Here is an 18,093-nt window from a genome sequence, read left to right as displayed (position 1 = left end):
AATCGTTGTCAGTAACAGAATGACATATTTTTCCATATTGATGAGGGCAGGTTGTCAGAGAAGGTGCCAGAGCAGGTCATCGGCACGGGATTCACGCTGTAAACCGCTGGTCAAAGAAAATTTTCGCGAGTAATTGCGCTGAATCAAGAGGAATCCGGTCTTTTGCCGTTTGTGCCATGTTATGTCGGTCACGTTGAGCATCGTCGCGTTAAACTAAGTACTCTTTCTCTTTGAATCATCTGCTCATGCCACGCACTATTGAACCCTGGAAGATAAACCTGATCTCAGTCTGGTTTGGCTGTTTTTTTACTGGCCTGGCCATCAGCCAGATTATCCCTTTTCTGCCGCTCTACCTTGAGCAGCTTGGCGTCACCGGAGGCGAATCCCTGAGTCTCTGGTCGGGGCTTACCTTCAGTATCACCTTCGTGGTTTCGGCGGCGGTCGCCCCGCTGTGGGGCAGTCTGGCCGATCGCAAAGGCCGTAAACTGATGCTGTTACGCGCGGCGTTTGGTATGGGTGTGGTGATCCTGCTACAGGCTTTTGTCACCGAAGCCTGGCAGTTATTGCTGCTGCGCGCCCTGATGGGGCTGACCTCCGGATATATCCCCAACGCGATGGCGCTGGTGGCGGCTCAGGTGCCGCGTGAACGCAGCGGCTGGGCGCTGAGCTGTGTCTCCACCGGGCAGATTGGCGGTGTGATTCTGGGGCCGATGCTGGGGGGGCTGCTGGCTGACTGGGTCGGTTTGCGCACGGTATTTATCGTCACCGCGGCGTTGCTGATGGTCAGCTTTCTGGTGACGCTGTTCCTGATTAAAGAGACCGGTTACACCCCGGTGAGTAAAAAGGAGAAGCTCAGCGGACGCGAGGTTTTCCGCTCGCTGGATAATCCAAAGCTGATACTCTGCCTGTTTTTCACCACCATGGTGATCCAGATGTGCAACGGATCGGTGAACCCGATTCTGACGCTGTTTGTGCGGGAGCTGGCACCCACCGCAGAGAATATCGCGTTTCTCAGTGGTGTGATTGCCGCGCTGCCTGGCGTCTCTGCGTTGATGGCCGCCCCCCGGCTGGGACGGCTCGGCGATCGCATCGGCACGCAGCGTATTCTGCTCGCAACGATGGTTATCTCGCTGCTGCTGTTTATCGCCATGTCTTTTGTCACCAGTGCCACGCAGCTGGGCGTCTTACGTTTCCTGCTGGGCTTCGCCGATGGCGCGATGATGCCTGCGGTACAGACGCTGCTGGTACGTCATTCGCGTGACACTATCACCGGCCGGATCTTCGGTTATAACCAGTCGTTTATGTATCTTGGCAATGTTGCTGGCCCATTACTGGGCGCAGCGGTATCGGCGGTGGCAGGTTTCCGCTGGGTCTTTTGTGCCACCGCCGTTGTGGTGCTGATTAACGTGCTGTTCCTGAAACGCTTTTACCGGCGTCCGAAGACTGTGCTGCCCGCGTCGGCTGACAAATCGTCAGCTCAGCCTGCCAGCGCTGCTGAGTCAGCAAAAACTCAGGACTGACGCTGGGGCTCCAGGAGTCATCGCCGCCGACGCCCATATGGAAGGCGTCCAGGTGCAGCCAGCAGCCCGCCTCCGGACGCAGAAGGTGGCGGTGGGATGCCTCACGCAACTGCTCCAGACTGAAGCGGCTCAGTGAGAAAGCAAAATCGCCGCTGACCTGCCAGCTGCCGCTGTCGAGCTGGCGGGTGCCGCCACGCAGACCATTCTCGCTGGGGAAAACGTAGGGCGTTGAAAGCTGATCCAGCGGCAGTTGCCAGCGTGAAAACTGCGCTGCCAGCTGGCGATCGGGATAGTTTTCATGCGGTCCCAGGCCGAGCCAGCTTACCTGCTGCGGCATCTGCGCCAGCTCACAGCGTAAGCCGATGCGCGCGGGCGGTGGCAATCCGCGTGACTGCTCAACGGAAAGCTGTAACTGCAACTCCCCCTGCGCATTGATCAGATAACGCTTACGGCTGATAAAGGCGAGCTGGCCACTGGCGAGCCAGCTGTGCAGCGTCTCAATCTGCACCTCCTGCGGCAACGCATGCGCGGCTATCGACACCAGCTGGCTGCTCATCTGGTCATAACCTGCCGCTTTCCAGCGCTCAACCCACGCATTAGGATCAACCCGTTCCGCTTCGCTGGTGCCGATGTCATTGTCCAGCGGCGCGCGAATAAAGCAGTCCTGAAGCGGCGAGAGCAGCGTCGGTGTCTCATTGACGAACCACTGCGTCAGTTCACCGCTGTGGCGTGAAAAATGCCAGCGTTGCTGCTGATGGGTGACGATAATCTCACTGGCGTCATCATGGAGGACTGGTGCTTCAGCCGTTTCCGGCAGCGGAGGCAGCGCCAGCAGCGAAGGCAGCGCCCACTGATGCCAGGCGACACACCAGTCCGCAGCACTCCAGCGGGTCGGGTGAATCTGATGAACCGCAACGTTAAGCCAGCATTCGCCCTGTAACGCGGGCGGTGACGGCAGGGTGATCCGTTGCTGACCCTGTGGGCCGATATCCAGTACGACTTCACCTTCTGTCACCACCTGGCCCTCCTGCTCAATGCGCCAGCGCAGCACTTCATTGTCACTGTGACGGAATAAGTAGTCGCTGCTGACCGTAAAGCTCAGCGGGTCGACGGGATCTGGCGTGAACTGCCAGAACTGCTGGGCGCGCTGCGCCTCATACAGCGCCGGATGCGGCGTGCGATCGGCAAACACCAGCCCATTCATACAGAACTGCCGATCGTTGGGCTTATCACCAAAATCGCCACCGTAGGCCTGCCAGGGCTGGCCCTGATCGTCATAACGGGTCAGGCTCTGATCAACCCAGTCCCAGACGAAGCCGCCCTGCAGACGCGGAAACTGGCGGAATGCCTCCCAGTATTTCGCGAAACCGCCAAAGCTGTTGCCCATCGCATGCGCGTACTCACACAGGATCAGCGGACGGGTTTCGCCCGGCAGACCGATCCACTTTTTCAGCGACCATTTCGGCACCGCCGGGAACGGCTGATCTTCATCGACCCTGGCATACATCGGGCAGATGATATCGGTCGCGGCGGTGTCCGCACCGCCGCCTTCATACTGCACCGGACGGGTGGGATCGCTGCTTTTCACCCAGCGGTAGAGCGCATCATGCGTGGTGCCATGTCCAGACTCATTACCCAGCGACCAGATAATAATGCTGCAGTGATTACGATCGCGCTGCACCATACGCGTCACGCGTTCGCTATAGGCAGCGAACCAGCGGGGATCGTCGGAGAGCCGGTTCATTGGCTGCATGCCGTGGGTTTCGATATTCGCTTCATCCACCACATAAAGCCCGTACTGGTCGCACAGCCGATACCAGAGCGGATGATTGGGATAGTGCGAACAGCGCACCGCATTGAAATTGTGCTGCTTCATCAGCTCAATGTCGCGGCGCATTGTCGCCTCATCCACCGCCTGACCGTGCTCCGGATGGTGTTCGTGGCGGTTGGTGCCACGGATTAGCAGCGGTTTGCCGTTGAGACAGAGCAGGCCGTTATCGATAGTGACCTGACGGAAGCCGACATCATACGCTTCCACCTCGATCAGCTGCTGATCCCCATCCAGCAGCGCCAGCGTGGCGCGATAGAGATGGGGCGTTTCAGCGCTCCATAGCGCGGGCCGTTCCACCGGCAGGCTGAGCAGGGCGCGTTCGGGATAGTGGCCCCGCTCGTCAATAATGGCGCTGCCCAGCGGCTGCTGACACTGCGCCACCGGCTGTTCACCCTGCCACAGCGTCAGGCGCAGCTGATAATGCGAGGTGAGATCAGGCGGCAGGGCGACGCGGACCCGGGCGCGCAGCTCGGCATGGTAAAACCCCGGGCTGAGCCGGGTTTCCAGCTGCACGTCAGCCAGATGCACCTGCGGCTTATGCAGTAACGTGACATCGCGGAAAATGCCGCTCATCCGCCACATATCCTGATCTTCCAGATAGCTGCCGTCGCTCCAGCGCAGCACCATCACCGCCAGCCGGTTTTTGCCCGGTCGCAGATAAGGGCTCAGGTCGAATTCAGCGGGCAGGCGGCTATCCTGAGAGTAGCCAATCCACTGTCCATTGCACCACAGATGAAAGGCTGAATTGACGCCGTCAAAGATGATGCGTGTCTGCCCGGAAGTGAGCCAGGCTGCATCCGTGGTGAATGTGAGCGAGTAACATCCTGTCGGGTTCTTTTTGGGTACAAACGGGGGATTAACCGGAATCGGATACTGCACGTTGGTGTAAATAGGCGCATCAAAGCCGTGCATCTGCCAGTTTGCCGGGACCGGAATCGTGCTGGCATCCGGCAGATCCTGCAGTAACCAGCTGGCCGGGACCGCCTCAGGCTGCGCAAAGTAACTGAAACCCCACTCCCCATTCAGGCTCTGCAGTGACACCGAGGGCGTGTCATCACGTGCCGCTGCTTCGTCCCGCCAGCTGGCAAAAGGCGGGTGCGCATCCAGCCGATGCAGCGAGGTTACGACCGGATTTTCCCAGTCGCGCCGGGAGAGGATGTCACTGAAAGTAGCCTGTGAGAGAGTCATGGTTATATCCTGTAAATGTAATGCGCTCACAATGCGCAAAATTATTCAGGCTGTAAAGCGTTCGCCATCCCGATTTGCACAAATAGTTTGCCCCGAAAGCAGGCCGGAATGTTGAGAATGTGGGGGCTTACTGACTGTAAAACGTTAAGTCTGGTCAACAAAGATGAATAGCAGCCGGATGCGGAGGAATCTCACTTGTCGCCATGCGGGTGGCTTCATACACTCAGCCCGATTTCATCACCCTGAGGTAAATATGGTACGAATCGTTAAGCTGGCTGCCGTTGTGGCATTAGTGACTGCATTAAGTGGATGTCTTTTCCCACCTCCTGGCGGCGGCGGTGGCGGTGGTGGCTGGGGCGGACCTGGCGGCGGGCCGGGCCGTGGATTTGTCGATCCGCGCTAAACCCTGCTGTTAAATGCTGGCAGGCGAAACGTTTAACAGCGGTGATGTTTGCCTGCAAAACGTTTCGCCTGCAAAGTTAGCCGGAAATCGCCATGAAAAGCGCAGCGGTGCAGCCTAACCCGCTGAAAAAACGGCTGTTGCACTCTGTTTTTTTAGCCAGCGTGGTGATAATTTCAGCTTTTCTTCACCGCTGAGACAACAGCATGAAAAACCTGATTGCTGAGTTACTGATTAAGCTGGCTGAAAAAGAGGCGACTGCGAAAGAGCAGGTGGCGCAGATTGAGGCGCTGGAAATTGTCGTGACCGCACTGGTTCGCAAGCTGGATCCGCCACAACATCTGGAAATGACGACCACGATTGAAACCGCCATGGACAACGTGGCCGATGCAGACAATGACGATGTGCGCCTGCTGCGCAATTACATCGAAAAGCTGTTGCGGCATCCCCGCCAGTGACGCCGCCAGTCTCAGACTGGAATGGGATCTTCACGTCACTTTGACCTGAAACATTTTCCGCTTTGCTTATTCGCTGCCAGAATAACAGGGGACAATCCATTGTGGAGATAACAAGATGAAAGTCGGTTTAATGGCGATGATGATGGCAGGCCTGCTGGTCAGTGGTATGGCGGGTGCGGCGGAGAAGACCCCGCAGCAGGAAAAGATGACGATGTGTAACCAGCATGCTAAATCACAGGATCTCAAAGGGGATGCACGTAAAACCTTTATGAGCGAATGCCTGAAAAAAGACAGCAAGCTGTCGCACATGTCGCCACAGCAGATGAAAATGAAAAGCTGTAACGGCGAAGCTGGCGATAAAAAGCTGGCGGGCGATGCGCGTAAAACCTTTATGAGCCAGTGCCTGAAAAAAAGCTGATCATTCCCCACGGCCACGCAGGTGGCCGCTTCTCCCTGCCCATTCCCTGCCCGCCTGAAGACGATTAAATTACCTGTCACAACAGCAGCTTAACCTTCTGACAAACATTCGGCATCAGGCTTCCCGCTTCCTTTGCCACACTTACTGTTTGTGGGGATTTGCGCGGTTCTTTTTTTACCGCGCAGCATCAGACCAGAAACAGCGAAAGGAGCCATGCCGTGAACTACCAATTTACCACTGACCTGAACGATCTGCCGCAGCGACAGCCGGTTAAGAAAACGCTGGGTGAGGTAGAGGTCTTACTGATTCGCGATGGGGACAACGTACGCGCGTATCAGGCGAAATGTCCACACGCGGGCGCGCCGCTGGATCAGGGTGCAATCTGCGGCGACCGGCTGGTCTGCCCGTGGCACAAAGCCGCATTTGATCTGGCCGACGGCAAAATGTGTGAACCGCTGGCGCTAGCCGATCTCAAACAGTATCCGCTGCGCATCGAACAGGGGCGGGTGCTGGTGAATCCAAAAGCGATGTCACCCGCTGCACCCATTGGCAGCGGGGCAGACGCACCGGTCTATGTGGTGCTGGGCGGTGGCGCGGCGGGCAGCGCGGCGCTGTGGCGTCTGCGTCATGACGGCTTTAAAGGCCGCCTGATTCTGGTTGAGCGGGAGGCGGACGCGCCTTACGACCGCACCGCGCTGACCAAATTTGTGCCGTCGGGCAAAATGGACATCAGCGAGGTGCCACAGCTGCTGAAAGCGGATGTGATGGATCATGTTGAACGAGTGCAGGCTACCGTGAGTCGCCTCGATGCGCAGCAGCAACGGCTAATCTTCGACGATGGCAAAACGCTTGCCTTCGACAAACTGCTGATCGCCAGCGGCGCGAAGCCTGTGCGGCCCGACTTGCCAGGCAGCGAACTTGACGGAGTTTATCTGCTGCGCAGCAAAGCGCAGACCGATGAGCTGCTTCAGGCGGTGGATGCGACCCATAAAATCGTGATTATCGGCAACAGTTTTATCGGCACCGAGCTGGCGTCGGCACTGCGTAACCGCGACATCGACGTTACAGTGATTGCCCGTCAGGCGCTGCCCTTTGCTAAACGGTTTGGCGATCAGATTGGCCGCTATTTCTATCAGTTGCATGAGCAAAACGGCGTGAAGTGGGTACAGGGTGAGATCGCATCACTGCAGGGCGACCAGCAGGTGAGTGGCGTGCAGCTTAAGGGCGGACGGCAACTGGACGCGAATGTTGTGCTGTTTGCGACCGGCGTTAAACCGGCTACCGACTTTATCCACGATCTGCCGCTGGCAGAGGATGGCAGTCTGCAGGCAGACGATCATTTACGGGTCGCTGACAATATCTGGGCGGCGGGTGATATCGCCACGTATCCGTCGGCACAGGGTCCGCTGCGCATTGAGCACTATCGCGTCGCGCATCAGCAGGGGCAGACCGCCGCATGGAATATGCTGGATCAGAGTGTCACCTTTGATCGTGTGCCATTTTTCTGGACGACGCAGTATGGCACCCGTTATGAGTATGTTGGACACGCGGCAGAATGGGATAATTTCGAGCTAATCGGCTCGCTGGAGGACAAAAAGTTTATGGCGTTTTATGGTCAGCAGGGACAGCTGGCCGCGATCTGTTCATGCGGTATGTACACGCTGACCGCTGAGCTGGTGGAGCGGATGCAGCAACCGATGACGCTTGCCGACGCGGTAGCGCTCAGTCAGGCGCACATCAGTTAAGCTGCGCGCAGGGCGATCCGCGAGACGGGCCGCCCTGCGCAATGCCTGGACGTTTAGCTGCGGCTCAGTTTTTCGGACTTCGCCATGCACTGCTGCATCGCTTCAATCACCGCCGAGCGCATCCCTTTTTCTTCCAGCACCTTCACGGCTTCGATGGTGGTGCCGCCAGGCGAGCAGACCATATCTTTAAGTTCAGCCGGATGTTTACCGCTGGTCAGCACCATCTCCGCCGCCCCTTTTACCGCCTGTGCAGCAAACTGATAGGCCTGGGCGCGCGGCATGCCGCCCAGTACGGCCGCATCGGCCATCGCCTCAATAAACATAAAGACGTAGGCCGGCGCAGAACCGCTGACGCCGACCACGGAGTGAATCAGATATTCATCCACCACGGCCGCTTTGCCGAAGCTCTCAAAAATCGCAACGACCTCGTCGATCTCCGCCTGCTCAACCAGCACGTTGGGCGTGACCGAGGTCATGCCTTCGTTGACCAGCGAGGGCGTATTCGGCATCGCCCGGACAATTTTACGATCGTAGCCCAGCACCGATGAGAGCGAATCCAGCGTCACGCCCGCCGCAATCGACACCACCAGCGCCTCTTTTTTCAGGCTGCTGGCCAGCTCTTTTAATACCTTCAGGATCACATTGGGTTTTACCGCGCCGAAGAGGATGTCCACTTCACGCGCCAGCGCATCCGCGCTCTCTGCCGCATTAATGCCATACTGCTCTGCCATCGCCTGGTTGGTCTCTGCTTTGCGATCGTAAACGAAGATATCAGACGGGGCGATTTTGCCGCTGTTGACCAGTCCGCCGATAATGGCTTTTGCCATGTTTCCCCCGCCGATAAACCCGATTTTCTTTGCCAGCATCGCCATCTCCTTAGGACATTATTCGGTTTTCTCAGTGGGCTAGCTTACTTCAGCCAGCCCGAATAACAAGTCAGCCGGGTGCGGGCTGGAAAGCGTGCCGCAAATAAAATTTGCCATTCAGGGAGAACCCGGCAAGATCTCAGGCTTCTCTGACTGTAAGGAATCATGATGTTTATCTGGGTCGATGCCGATGCCTGTCCGAATGTGATCAAAGAGGTGCTCTACCGTGCGGCGGATCGCACCGCCACCACGGTCACTTTTGCGGCAAACCAGTTTCTGCGCGTGCCGCCATCGCCTTATCTGCGCACCCTGCAGGTGCCAGCCGGATTTGATGTGGCGGACAATGAGATTGTCAGACGTTGTCAGCCTGGCGATCTGGTTATCACCGCCGATATTCCGCTGGCGGCTGAGGTGATTGAGAAGGGGGCGGCAGCGCTGAATCCGCGCGGTGAACGTTACTCACCGGCAACGATACGTGAACGCCTGACGATGCGGGATTTTATGGATACTCTGCGGTCAAGCGGCGTGCAGACCGGCGGCCCCGCGACGATGAGTCCGCGTGACCGCCAGCAGTTTGCGAATGAGCTGGATAGCTGGCTCACTCAGCAGAAACGCTCTACTTAAACGAAGCTGTCGTCGTCGTCGAAATCACCGCCGCCAAAATCGTTGAGATCGCTGTTGTCAGCATAATTACTGTCCCAGCCCGAGTTCTGATCGAGGAAGGCGTTATCGTTACCGCCGTTAAAGGCATCGGCGTTGTCATCGCCACCGTTAAAGGTGTTGAGATTATCATTCACCTCCGGCAATGGCGGCTCATTGATGATGTTCACAATCTCTTCCGGCTGTGAATGGTGGAACATGCTGGTCAGCATATCGGCCATCACCACACCCCCAGCCACGCCCACCGCTGTTTGCAGTGCGCCGCCAAGAAAACCGGTGCCGCGTGGCGCTGCTGCCTGAGCAGGGGCATACTGCTGCTGTGCCGGTTGTTGCGGCGCACTGTTCCACGGCGACTGTTGCTGTTGCTGCTGCTGAACGGGCGGCTGCTGGCGCGAACCGCTGCCAAACAGTCCCGACAGGAAGCCGCCGCTGCTCTGTGCGGGTTGCTGCTGCTGTTGCAACTGTGCAACCTGACTTTCCAGCGCTGACACTTTCTCATTGAGTTTTTTCAGCGCCGCTTCCTGAATCAGGATCGCCTGCGCCATGTAGTAAGGCGCGCCCGGCTGCGCCTGAAGATGCTGGTTAATCAGTTGTTCAGCTGCGGCATCGCGTGCCGCGGTCTGGCTTTCAGCCTGTTTCAGACGGCTGAACAGCCCTTCAATCAGTTGTTGTTCTTCGCGTTGCATGATGACTCTCCTGTGGCAATGGTTATCAGTATATGTGGGTGTCAGTAAGAAAAGTAAAATCGCGGCGGTAAGCAAATATTGCCAGCGCATTCCGGACGCTGTTTTATGCGTTTTTTATCGTCCTGTTAGCGCCCTGATGCACAAAACGTGCATGCTTTTCCTGTTGAAAACACGGAGATTATCGCTGTTCAGGTAACGAAAATGCGTAAATCATGCCTGACAGGTGGAGGCGATAATAATTTCCAGTTATCATGCGTCGCATTATTAAGCTAACCATGCAGCCGCATCGCGCGGTCAGGCGGAGGAACGGCCCTGATGTCACTACCCATCTTTTTGATTGGCGCTCGAGGTTGCGGCAAAACCACAGTCGGCGAAGCGTTGTCGCAGGCGCTGGGCTACGCCTTTACAGATACCGATCACCATCTGCAACTCAGCACGCAGCGCAGCGTGGCCGAGATTGTTGCGGCAGAAGGCTGGGAAGGTTTTCGCGCCCGTGAAACGGAATCGCTTAAAGCGGTGACGGCACCAGGGACCGTGATTGCCACCGGTGGCGGTATGATTCTGGCTGAAGAGAACTGCCGTTTCATGCAGGAGCAGGGCCAGGTGATCTGGCTCAGCGCGTCGCCCGAAGTGCTGGCAGAACGACTGGAAAGCGAACCTGAAGCGGCTCAGCGTCCGACGCTGACCGGACGTCCGATTGCCGATGAGATGAGTGATGTGCTGCGTGAGCGCGCGCATCTCTATCAGGCCGCAGCTCATCATCAGGTGAATGCCATGCAATCGCCTGAGTGCGTAGTGGAAGAGATTTTGCTTTCCCTCTCTCTGGCGCGCGCCAGCTAACCCTCAGATTTTTCCCGCTTTGATTCCGCTTCGGATGGCATTGTCTATACTGATCCTATGACAGGCAGCAGCCTGTCCTGTGGAATGTGATTCAGACAAGAGGGACACACTATGCCGACCAGACCACCATACCCACGTGAAGCGAAAGTTGTGCCTGTTGAAAAGGGTCCTGAGGGAAATAAAGTAACCTCCTACGAATTGCGTGCTGATCATCCTAAACCGAATTCATTAATCAGTGAGCACGAAACGGAAGAAGAAGCGCGTGACGCCAAAGAGCGCTACGAAGATGTCGAGAAAGAGTAAAGTTTTGCTGCTGGCAGGGACGCCAGCCTGATAAGCCTGTTTTTTCCAGCGCAACGCTGTCCCAGTACACTCCCTCTGTGCCCTCATGGCGAGCTGATTATTAAAGAAGCGAAAATTACGCAGAATGACTGTCGTATGCTTTCTGCTCATGCGTCTGTTCTGCCCTCTCTCTACGTCGCCCTATAAAGCCCCGCTAATCATTTATGTCACATTATTTTCTTTGCTGCCGATAACGGTGAGTATTGAATTGTCGCTTGACCGATTCAGCGTCGCGTTTTACTTTCGTCAAACCAACAGAGGAACTTAGTTCCATATAGTGGAACACGTTACATGACCACACTTGAAAATGCAGCTGCCGTACTCCGATTGTTTCAGCATAAAGGTGTAACGCAGGGGCATGTCGGTCTCTCATTCAGCGAGGTCGTTGAGGCGCTGACGCTGCCGAAGAGCACCGTTTCGCGTCTTCTGGCCACGATGGAAAGTCAGGGGCTGCTGGAGCGGGATACGGACACGCGCGGTTATCATATTGGTCGCGTATTGCTGGCCGCCGCCGGTCATTACCTCTCGGCACCGCTGGTTGACAGCGTTTCAGCAGCGATGGTCCGGCTGGCAGCGAAGACCGGTTGCATGGGATACGTGTCGAAGCTCGATGGACGGGAAGTATTAGTGATGCGCATGTTTCATGGGCGTCACTTTACGCAGATGGTCACGCCGCCCGGCAGTCGAATGCCTGCTGCTGCGACGTCAACCGGCCGGGCGCTGTTAGCGCAACTCAGTGACGAAGAGGTCATGGCGCGCTTCCATGATCACTGGCAGGCTGGCCCGGCGAACTCGCCGCAAAGTCCCGAGGCACTCTGTGCCAGACTGGCTGACATCCGCCAGCACGGCTGGTCCCTGGCCCGCAATGAATCGCTGCCAGGCATCAGCTCGCTGTCGGTCATTGTTCATAACAAACATCATGGCGAAACGGTGGCACTCTGCCTGTCGTTTCTGTCACAGGAGAGTGAACCGGGTTTCCCGCCAGCGCTCCTTGAAGCATTACGTGCAACGGCCACAGAGATGACCGACAAATATGGCGCGTAACTTCACCACGATTTTATCGGCGTAATACTTTCGCCACACCAGGGAAAACCAGGGCCTTCGGGCCTTTTTCTTTCAATCTGATCGCTATGTTGTTCGCAGCAACCCGGTTGCCTGTGTTCGTCACCCCTGTCTCCTGTATCGGGTCAGCATAAGGGGTGACGGCCATCTGCAATAGCTGTTGCTATGCGGCGCGCATCAGAGCAGTGAACCAGAAAACCGGCGTAAACCTGTCAGCAGGCAGGCAGACGTTATTTCATTTCTTCTCAACAAGGACTGGCGGGGACATATGGAACGGGTAAATCCAATCAGGCACGTTGGCGTGGCACTGGTTTTAATTTTTCTTTCTATCGCGGGTGCCATTATCGGCATTCAGCTGATTACGACGATTGGCGTAACGCCTAATACCTCCATTATCGGGGCGCTGTTTGCCATGCTGCTGGCGCGTATTCCGCTGCAGGCATTTCGCCGTTATCGTTCGATTGAAATCCAGAACCTGGCGCAGACCGCCATCTCTTCAGCGACCTTCGGGGCGGCTAATAGTCTGCTGATGCCGATTGCCGTGCCCTGGGCGCTGGGTGAGCCTCAGCTGGTGCTGCCGCTATTCTGTGGCGTCAGCGCCGCGATGCTGCTCGATGCCTGGCTGCTCTATCGGCTATTTGATACCCGCGTCTTTCCGGCCAGTAATGCCTGGCCGCCAGGCGTTGCAGCAGCAGAAGCGATTAAAGCGGGAGATAAAGGCGGACGCCAGGCGTGGCTGCTGGTCGCGGGCATTGCCGGTGGCGTTGTTGGTGCCATGCTGAAAATTCCGATGTCCGCTTTTGGCACCGCGTTTATTGGCAATATCTGGGCGCTGTCGATGCTTGGCATCGGTTTTCTGCTGCGCGCCTATGCACAGCCGGTGGCCGGTATTGATATCAATGCGCTCTATATTCCGCATGGCGTTATGGTCGGTGCCGGTCTGGTGGCGCTGATTCAGGTGGTGATGGTCATCCGCAGCCGTAAAAATGATGCGCTGACGGTGAGCCGCAACGGTAATGAGGTGCAGCGGGCGCTGGGTGTTGGCAGCGTGGGATATATCGTGATTTCGGCGCTACTGGCCCTGGCGGGTGGCCTGTGGAGTGAGATGGGCATTGTGATGCTGCTGCTGTTTGTTCTCTATGCTGCGTTTGCCGCTTTCGCCCATGAACTGATAGTTGGCATTGCCGCCATGCACTCCGGCTGGTTCCCGGCCTTTGCCGTGGCGCTGATTACGCTGATTATCGGCATTCTGATCGGCTTTCCACCGCTGGCGCTCTGCCTGCTGTGCGGCTTTACGGCCGCTACCGGCCCGGCGTTTGCTGACATGGGCTATGACCTGAAGGCGGGCTTTATCCTGCGCGGTAACGGTGCCGATCTGCAGCAGGAATTGTGGGGACGTCGTATACAGTTGATCGCAGCCATGATCGCCTTTGTGGTGTCGATTCCTCTTGTCTGGTACGCGCACACCTTTTTCTTTACAGACAATCTTCTGCCGCCAGTGGCGCGGGTGTATGCCAAAACAATTCAGGCGGGTGCTGAACCCGGTATCGCCGGAAATCTGCTGATGTGGGCTATTCCGGGTGCCCTTATCCAGCTGATCGGCGGGCCGAAACGGCAGCTGGGCGTGCTGCTCGCCACCGGTTTATTAATTAATAATGCGATGGCGGGCTGGGCGGTGGTGGTGGGGATCGCCTTACGCATTGTGATCATTCGCATCTGGGGCGAACGCGGCCGGTCGCCCATGGAGGTCATGGCGGCAGGCTTCATTGCCGGTGATGCCCTCTATAGCTTCTTTCATTCGCTGTTTGCCAGCAGCAGCAAAAATAAAGGATAACGCATGAGCTTGCAGCAGACCCTGGCGGTTTTCGAGTTACTGGATAGTGCCCACATTGACGGGCAGCAGGTCGTGGATCTGTTTACCTCTTATCCGGACGTGATGGCCCGCTTTACCCGCGTCACCGGCCCCAAAGGTCGTACTGATTTTGTGCGCATTGATATCCCGGGTACGGAGGGTAAATCAGGCGGCGGCACGGCACCGACGCTGGGCATCATTGGTCGCCTGGGTGGCATTGGTGCCCGCCCGGGCCGTATTGGCATGGTATCCGATGCGGATGGCGCGATAGCGGCGATCGCCAGCGCGCTTAAACTGGCGCAGATGCAGAGCAAAGGCGACAGGCTCGCCGGCGACGTAATCATCACTACCCATATCTGTCCTGATGCACCGACACGGCCGCATCAGCCGGTCGATTTTATGGATTCGCCGATTGATGATGTCACCATGAATGACAATGAAGTGGTGACGGACGTGGATGCGATTCTGTCGATCGATACCACCAAAGGTAACCGCATCATCAATCACAAAGGATTTGCCCTGTCGCCGACGGTGAAAGAGGGCTATATCCTGAGGGTGTCGGAAGATCTGCTGCGCATCATGGAGATGACCAGCGGTCGTCCGGCGGTGACCTTTCCCATCACTACGCAGGATATTACACCTTACGGCAATGGTGTTTATCACCTCAACAGCATCCTGCAACCCTCGACCGCCACCGATGTGCCGGTGGTCGGTGTGGCGATCACCGCCGAGTCGGTGGTGCCGGGCTGCGGAACCGGGGCCAGTCATGAGGTGGACATTGCAGCAGCGGCAAAGTTTGCTATTGAGGTGGCGAAGGAGTTTGGTCGTGGAACCTGTCACTTCTATGACGCTGAAGAGTATGCGCGGCTGATTACGCTCTATGGCAGCCTGGCGCACCTGCGCCACCGGAACCATTAAAATGGCGAAATCACTGGCGACCCTGACAATCGGGCAGTCGCCGCGCAGCGATATTCTGCCGTTGCTGCGTCAGCATCTGCCGGATGCGGTGACCGATCATGCCGGTCTGCTGGATGGACTCAGCACCGCTGAGATTGCCGACCACTTCGCGCCAGCCGCGGGCGACAGGGTTCTGGTGTCGCGGTTACAGAGTGGCGAACAGGTGCGGCTGTCGGCGTCGAAGGTGGAGCAGGGATTACAGCGTAAAATCAGCGCGCTGGAGCAGTTGGGGTATGACACTATTCTGTTGCTATGCACCGGTGAATTCAGCCGACTTGTGACCCAGCGTGCGCTGCTGCTGGAGCCGGATCGCATCATTCCTCCGCTTCTCCGCGCCATGGTGCAGCAGCAGCGGATCGGTATTGTGGTGCCGGTTGAGGAGCAGATTGTTGAACAGGCCGGCAAGTGGCAGCCACTGCCTGCGGAGCCCTGTTTTGCGGTCGCCAGCCCTTATCCGGGCGATGAGGCAACCTTCGCCGATGCCGCAAACCGTCTGAAAGCGCAGGGCGCAGAGCTGGTGGTGCTTGACTGCATGGGCTATCACCAGCAGCATCGGGCATGGTTACAGCAGCGGCTGGATGTGCCGGTTCTGCTCTCTAATCAGCTGGTAGCCCGACTGGCGGCGGAGCTGCTGCCCTGATGCAGGCGATCACAAACCGCCATCATTTCGCGTGACAGATCAGCGGGTTCCCTTCTACACTGCCTGACACACAACATGTGCTCTGGAGAACTATTATGCTCAACGTAAGTGAGTATTTTGACGGAAAAGTTAAATCTATCGGTTTTGACAGTGCGAGCACCGGCCGTGCCAGCGTGGGCGTGATGGCTGAAGGTGAATACACATTTGGTACCGGCCAGCCGGAAGAGATGACCGTGGTCAGCGGCTCGCTTAAGGTGCTGCTGCCAGGTGAGACCGAGTGGAAATGGTTTGAAGCGGGTTCGGTATTTAACGTGCCGGGTCACAGCGAATTTCATCTGCAGGTTGGCGAGCCAAGTTCCTATCTCTGCCGTTACCTGAAAGATAAAGATTAAAAAAAGGCCGCTAAGCGGCCCTTTTAGTTTGCAGTGAACCCCGGATAGGGTGATTCACGCAGCAATGAATAAGCTTAACGCACAGGTAACACGGTCAGAAGAGGAAAGCGTCCCGCGCCATGGACGGCGCGGGCCGAGCTGTCATGGATGACATTTTTGCGACTTTCCGATCTGACCGTGTTTCCTGTGCCGGCACGGTCTCACAGCCAGTGCGGACAAACATCCTCTTTACGGATGATTCTGCCGGTTACAGCTTAACGCTGGGCTTCGCCGCCTAACGCTTCCACCAGATTGCTGGTCAGTGCCGCCAGTTCGCTGGTCATCAGAATAAAGTCCGCATCAAAGCGCTGGGCAAAATCTTCGCGGTCGATATCGTCGTTCTGGTCACGCAGCGTGTCGCTGAACTTCAGACGTTTCACCGAACCGTCATCCGCCAGCACGAACTGAATGCGCTCCTGCCAGTCGAGTGCCAGTTTGGTCACCAGCTTTCCCGCTTCGATATGGTTGGCAATCTCATCACACACCAGATCCTGTTTCTTACAGCGGATCACGCCGCCATCTTCCAGCAGCGCTTTCAGTTCCGCTTCATCCATCAGCGCAAAACCGGCTGGCAGGTCGCCCGAACGTACCCATTCGGTCAGGGTCAGCTCAATCGGGTTTTCCAGCGTCAGCGGCACCACTGGCAGTGAACCCAGGCTTTTGCGCAGCAGCGCCAGGGTATCTTCCGCTTTTTTCGCGCTGGCACAGTCAACCATAATCAGATTGTTGACCGTGTCGATCCACAGATAAGTCTGGCTGAAACGGCTGAAGGCGCGCGGCAGCAGGCTGTGCAGCACTTCATCTTTCAGGGAGTCTTTCTCCGTCTTTTTGAGCTTGCGGCTCTGCTCAGATTCCAGCTTGTCGATTTTCGCTTCCAGCGCCTGTTTCACGACCGGCGACGGCAGGATTTTCTCCTCTTTGCGGGCGCAAATCACAATCTGGCCGTTGTTCTCATGGGTCAGCGCGTCGCTGCGGTTACCCATTGGCGGGACCCAGCCGGTCTTGCTCATATCCTGACTGCCACACGGTGAAAACGTGAAGGCGTCGAGCTGTTTTTCCATCTCATCTGCGGACAACGGAATGTCACGATTCAGACGATAAACCATCATATTTTTAAACCACAACATCGGGATTCCTTACCGGGGCGCGATCGGGCGCACAAGTCTGCGAGAGTCAGCGCGCATGATAGCGAAACATCGGAGTGGTTTCATTGCCTTTAAGGCAGCCGCCTTCTACTGTATCTCTCACCTGAATGAATAACGAGGACGTAACCGTGCGCATAGGCATAGATCTGGGTGGCACCAAGACAGAAGTGATTGCATTGTCGGATAAGGGACAGGAGCTGTTCCGCCATCGGGTGAATACCCCGCGTGATGACTATCAGGCAACGGTGCAGGCGATTGTCGATCTGGTCACACTGGCAGAGCAGAAAACCGGCGAGACCGGTACGGTCGGCCTTGGGATCCCTGGCTCGCTTTCGCCCTTCAGTAAGCGGGTGAAAAATGCCAACTCCACCTGGCTCAACGGTCAGCCGCTGGATAAAGATCTGGCTCAGGCGCTGAATCGGGAAGTGCGCATCGCCAACGATGCTAACTGCCTGGCGGTATCGGAAGCGGTTGATGGGGCGGGAGCCGGACAGTCGCTGGTCTTTGCCGTGATCATCGGCACCGGGTCGGGCGCGGGTGTAGCAATCAACGGGGAGTCGCGCATCGGTGGCAACGGCAATGCTGGCGAGTGGGGCCACAATCCGCTGCCGTGGATGGATGAAGATGAGCTGCGCTACCGCCAGGAAGTGCCCTGTTATTGCGGGCAGCAGGGCTGCATCGAGACCTTTGTTTCTGGCACCGGTTTTGGTATCGACTATCAGCGGCTGAGCGGCGTGCATCGCAAAGGCGCAGAGATCGTTTCGCTGCTGGCACAGCAGGATCCGATCGCCGAACTGGCGATGAGCCGCTATGAGCTGCGGCTGGCCAAATCACTGGCGCAGGTGGTGAACCTGATTGATCCCGACGTGATCGTGCTGGGTGGCGGGATGAGCAATGTGGATCGGCTCTATCAGACCGTGCCGGTACTGATGAAGAAGTGGGTATTTGGCGGGGAGTGTGAAACGCCGGTACTGAAGGCGCAGCATGGCGATTCCAGCGGTGTGCGCGGTGCGGCGTGGCTCTGGCCGCTTAATGGCTGATGCCGTTCCTGT

The 18,093-nt window shown here is 57.1% G+C and carries 18 protein-coding genes; 14 read left to right on the top strand and 4 right to left on the bottom strand.

Translation table 11 applies throughout. The features are described 5' to 3' along the window. The first annotated feature begins 245 nt into the window (after positions 1–245). Complete coding sequence (locus F3I20_RS14260) at positions 246–1,520, top strand: multidrug efflux MFS transporter (protein ID WP_150013065.1); 1,275 nt, start codon at positions 246–248, stop codon at positions 1,518–1,520. Here the strand turns inward: F3I20_RS14260 and F3I20_RS14255 are convergent. After that, a complete protein-coding gene (locus F3I20_RS14255; RefSeq protein WP_150037842.1) occupies positions 1,402–4,539 on the bottom strand; it encodes a beta-galactosidase in 3,138 nt (1,045 codons plus the stop codon). The two genes, F3I20_RS14260 and F3I20_RS14255, sit on opposite strands and share 119 nt — an antisense overlap. A gap of 253 nt (positions 4,540–4,792) precedes the next feature. Here F3I20_RS14255 and F3I20_RS23945 point away from each other — a divergent pair, with 253 nt between their 5' ends. The 4 genes from F3I20_RS23945 to F3I20_RS14240 all read left to right on the top strand — a co-directional run bounded on the left by F3I20_RS23945 (position 4,793) and on the right by F3I20_RS14240 (position 7,560). Then, positions 4,793–4,942 carry a hypothetical protein gene (locus F3I20_RS23945; RefSeq protein WP_190285953.1) on the top strand — a complete coding sequence of 50 codons (150 nt, stop codon included), beginning with the start codon at positions 4,793–4,795 and terminating at the stop codon, positions 4,940–4,942. Between the two features lie 203 nt (positions 4,943–5,145). Next, positions 5,146–5,397, top strand: coding sequence for an anti-adapter protein IraP (iraP, locus tag F3I20_RS14250; protein WP_150013069.1), 252 nt, complete (start codon positions 5,146–5,148; stop codon positions 5,395–5,397). Between the two features lie 115 nt (positions 5,398–5,512). Then, entirely contained in the window at positions 5,513–5,815 is a 303-nt protein-coding gene (locus tag F3I20_RS14245) for a PsiF family protein (protein WP_135909936.1), read from the top strand. A 218-nt stretch (positions 5,816–6,033) separates the two neighbouring features. Continuing rightward, positions 6,034–7,560: an FAD-dependent oxidoreductase gene (locus F3I20_RS14240; protein WP_150037841.1), complete on the top strand. Its 1,527-nt coding sequence runs from the start codon at positions 6,034–6,036 to the stop codon at positions 7,558–7,560. A gap of 53 nt (positions 7,561–7,613) precedes the next feature. On the opposite strand, the gene proC is transcribed toward F3I20_RS14240, so the two are convergent. Next, a complete protein-coding gene (proC, locus tag F3I20_RS14235) occupies positions 7,614–8,426 on the bottom strand; it encodes a pyrroline-5-carboxylate reductase (protein WP_150037840.1) in 813 nt (270 codons plus the stop codon). Positions 8,427–8,594: 168 nt separating this feature from the next. Here proC and F3I20_RS14230 point away from each other — a divergent pair, with 168 nt between their 5' ends. Then, positions 8,595–9,050 carry a YaiI/YqxD family protein gene (locus tag F3I20_RS14230; RefSeq protein ID WP_150037869.1) on the top strand — a complete coding sequence of 152 codons (456 nt, stop codon included), beginning with the start codon at positions 8,595–8,597 and terminating at the stop codon, positions 9,048–9,050. Here F3I20_RS14230 and F3I20_RS14225 read toward each other — a convergent pair. Next, positions 9,047–9,772 carry a DUF2076 domain-containing protein gene (locus F3I20_RS14225; RefSeq protein ID WP_150037839.1) on the bottom strand — a complete coding sequence of 242 codons (726 nt, stop codon included), beginning with the start codon at positions 9,770–9,772 and terminating at the stop codon, positions 9,047–9,049. The genes F3I20_RS14230 and F3I20_RS14225 overlap by 4 nt on opposite strands. A gap of 315 nt (positions 9,773–10,087) precedes the next feature. Between F3I20_RS14225 and aroL the strand changes: the two genes are divergently transcribed. The 7 genes from aroL to ppnP all read left to right on the top strand — a co-directional run bounded on the left by aroL (position 10,088) and on the right by ppnP (position 15,857). Next, on the top strand, positions 10,088–10,612 hold the full coding sequence (aroL, locus tag F3I20_RS14220) for a shikimate kinase AroL (RefSeq protein ID WP_150013077.1): 525 nt from the start codon (positions 10,088–10,090) through the stop codon (positions 10,610–10,612). A 111-nt stretch (positions 10,613–10,723) separates the two neighbouring features. Next, positions 10,724–10,915, top strand: coding sequence for a YaiA family protein (locus F3I20_RS14215; protein ID WP_033731718.1), 192 nt, complete (start codon positions 10,724–10,726; stop codon positions 10,913–10,915). A 330-nt stretch (positions 10,916–11,245) separates the two neighbouring features. Beyond that, positions 11,246–11,998 (top strand): IclR family transcriptional regulator, encoded by a 753-nt coding sequence (locus tag F3I20_RS14210; RefSeq protein WP_150037838.1) that lies wholly within the window; start codon positions 11,246–11,248, stop codon positions 11,996–11,998. A gap of 286 nt (positions 11,999–12,284) precedes the next feature. After that, a complete protein-coding gene (locus F3I20_RS14205; RefSeq protein WP_150037837.1) occupies positions 12,285–13,850 on the top strand; it encodes an OPT/YSL family transporter in 1,566 nt (521 codons plus the stop codon). A 3-nt stretch (positions 13,851–13,853) separates the two neighbouring features. Beyond that, positions 13,854–14,786, top strand: coding sequence for a DUF1177 domain-containing protein (locus F3I20_RS14200; protein WP_150037836.1), 933 nt, complete (start codon positions 13,854–13,856; stop codon positions 14,784–14,786). Position 14,787: 1 nt separating this feature from the next. Next, a complete protein-coding gene (locus F3I20_RS14195) occupies positions 14,788–15,465 on the top strand; it encodes an AroM family protein (protein WP_150037835.1) in 678 nt (225 codons plus the stop codon). Positions 15,466–15,560: 95 nt separating this feature from the next. Continuing rightward, on the top strand, positions 15,561–15,857 hold the full coding sequence (gene ppnP / locus F3I20_RS14190; protein ID WP_013356948.1) for a pyrimidine/purine nucleoside phosphorylase: 297 nt from the start codon (positions 15,561–15,563) through the stop codon (positions 15,855–15,857). A 254-nt stretch (positions 15,858–16,111) separates the two neighbouring features. On the opposite strand, the gene rdgC is transcribed toward ppnP, so the two are convergent. Continuing rightward, complete coding sequence (gene rdgC / locus F3I20_RS14185; protein WP_150037834.1) at positions 16,112–17,023, bottom strand: recombination-associated protein RdgC; 912 nt, start codon at positions 17,021–17,023, stop codon at positions 16,112–16,114. A 146-nt stretch (positions 17,024–17,169) separates the two neighbouring features. Between rdgC and mak the strand changes: the two genes are divergently transcribed. Further along, the gene (gene mak, locus F3I20_RS14180) at positions 17,170–18,081 is read left to right on the top strand and encodes a fructokinase (protein WP_013356950.1); all 912 of its coding nucleotides are present in this window, start codon (positions 17,170–17,172) and stop codon (positions 18,079–18,081) included. The last annotated feature ends 12 nt before the right edge of the window (positions 18,082–18,093 follow it).

It is taken from the genome of Candidatus Pantoea gossypiicola, from assembly GCF_008632075.1.
GTDB lineage: Bacteria > Pseudomonadota > Gammaproteobacteria > Enterobacterales > Enterobacteriaceae > Pantoea > Pantoea gossypiicola.
This window is presented reverse-complemented; position numbering and strand designations above follow the sequence as displayed.

Bases quoted from the DNA above. Each gene is read 5' to 3' on its own strand.
- F3I20_RS14215 (WP_033731718.1), top strand. From the start codon at position 10,724: ATGCCGACCAGACCACCATACCCACGTGAAGCGAAAGTTGTGCCTGTT.
- F3I20_RS14245 (WP_135909936.1), top strand. From the start codon at position 5,513: ATGAAAGTCGGTTTAATGGCGATGATGATGGCAGGCCTGCTGGTCAGT.
- F3I20_RS14195 (WP_150037835.1), top strand. From the start codon at position 14,788: ATGGCGAAATCACTGGCGACCCTGACAATCGGGCAGTCGCCGCGCAGC.
- rdgC (WP_150037834.1), bottom strand. From the start codon at position 17,023: ATGTTGTGGTTTAAAAATATGATGGTTTATCGTCTGAATCGTGACATT.
- F3I20_RS14210 (WP_150037838.1), top strand. From the start codon at position 11,246: ATGACCACACTTGAAAATGCAGCTGCCGTACTCCGATTGTTTCAGCAT.
- aroL (WP_150013077.1), top strand. From the start codon at position 10,088: ATGTCACTACCCATCTTTTTGATTGGCGCTCGAGGTTGCGGCAAAACC.
- iraP (WP_150013069.1), top strand. From the start codon at position 5,146: ATGAAAAACCTGATTGCTGAGTTACTGATTAAGCTGGCTGAAAAAGAG.
- F3I20_RS23945 (WP_190285953.1), top strand. From the start codon at position 4,793: ATGGTACGAATCGTTAAGCTGGCTGCCGTTGTGGCATTAGTGACTGCA.
- F3I20_RS14255 (WP_150037842.1), bottom strand. From the start codon at position 4,539: ATGACTCTCTCACAGGCTACTTTCAGTGACATCCTCTCCCGGCGCGAC.
- F3I20_RS14200 (WP_150037836.1), top strand. From the start codon at position 13,854: ATGAGCTTGCAGCAGACCCTGGCGGTTTTCGAGTTACTGGATAGTGCC.
- F3I20_RS14230 (WP_150037869.1), top strand. From the start codon at position 8,595: ATGTTTATCTGGGTCGATGCCGATGCCTGTCCGAATGTGATCAAAGAG.
- proC (WP_150037840.1), bottom strand. From the start codon at position 8,426: ATGCTGGCAAAGAAAATCGGGTTTATCGGCGGGGGAAACATGGCAAAA.
- F3I20_RS14205 (WP_150037837.1), top strand. From the start codon at position 12,285: ATGGAACGGGTAAATCCAATCAGGCACGTTGGCGTGGCACTGGTTTTA.
- F3I20_RS14260 (WP_150013065.1), top strand. From the start codon at position 246: ATGCCACGCACTATTGAACCCTGGAAGATAAACCTGATCTCAGTCTGG.
- F3I20_RS14225 (WP_150037839.1), bottom strand. From the start codon at position 9,772: ATGCAACGCGAAGAACAACAACTGATTGAAGGGCTGTTCAGCCGTCTG.
- ppnP (WP_013356948.1), top strand. From the start codon at position 15,561: ATGCTCAACGTAAGTGAGTATTTTGACGGAAAAGTTAAATCTATCGGT.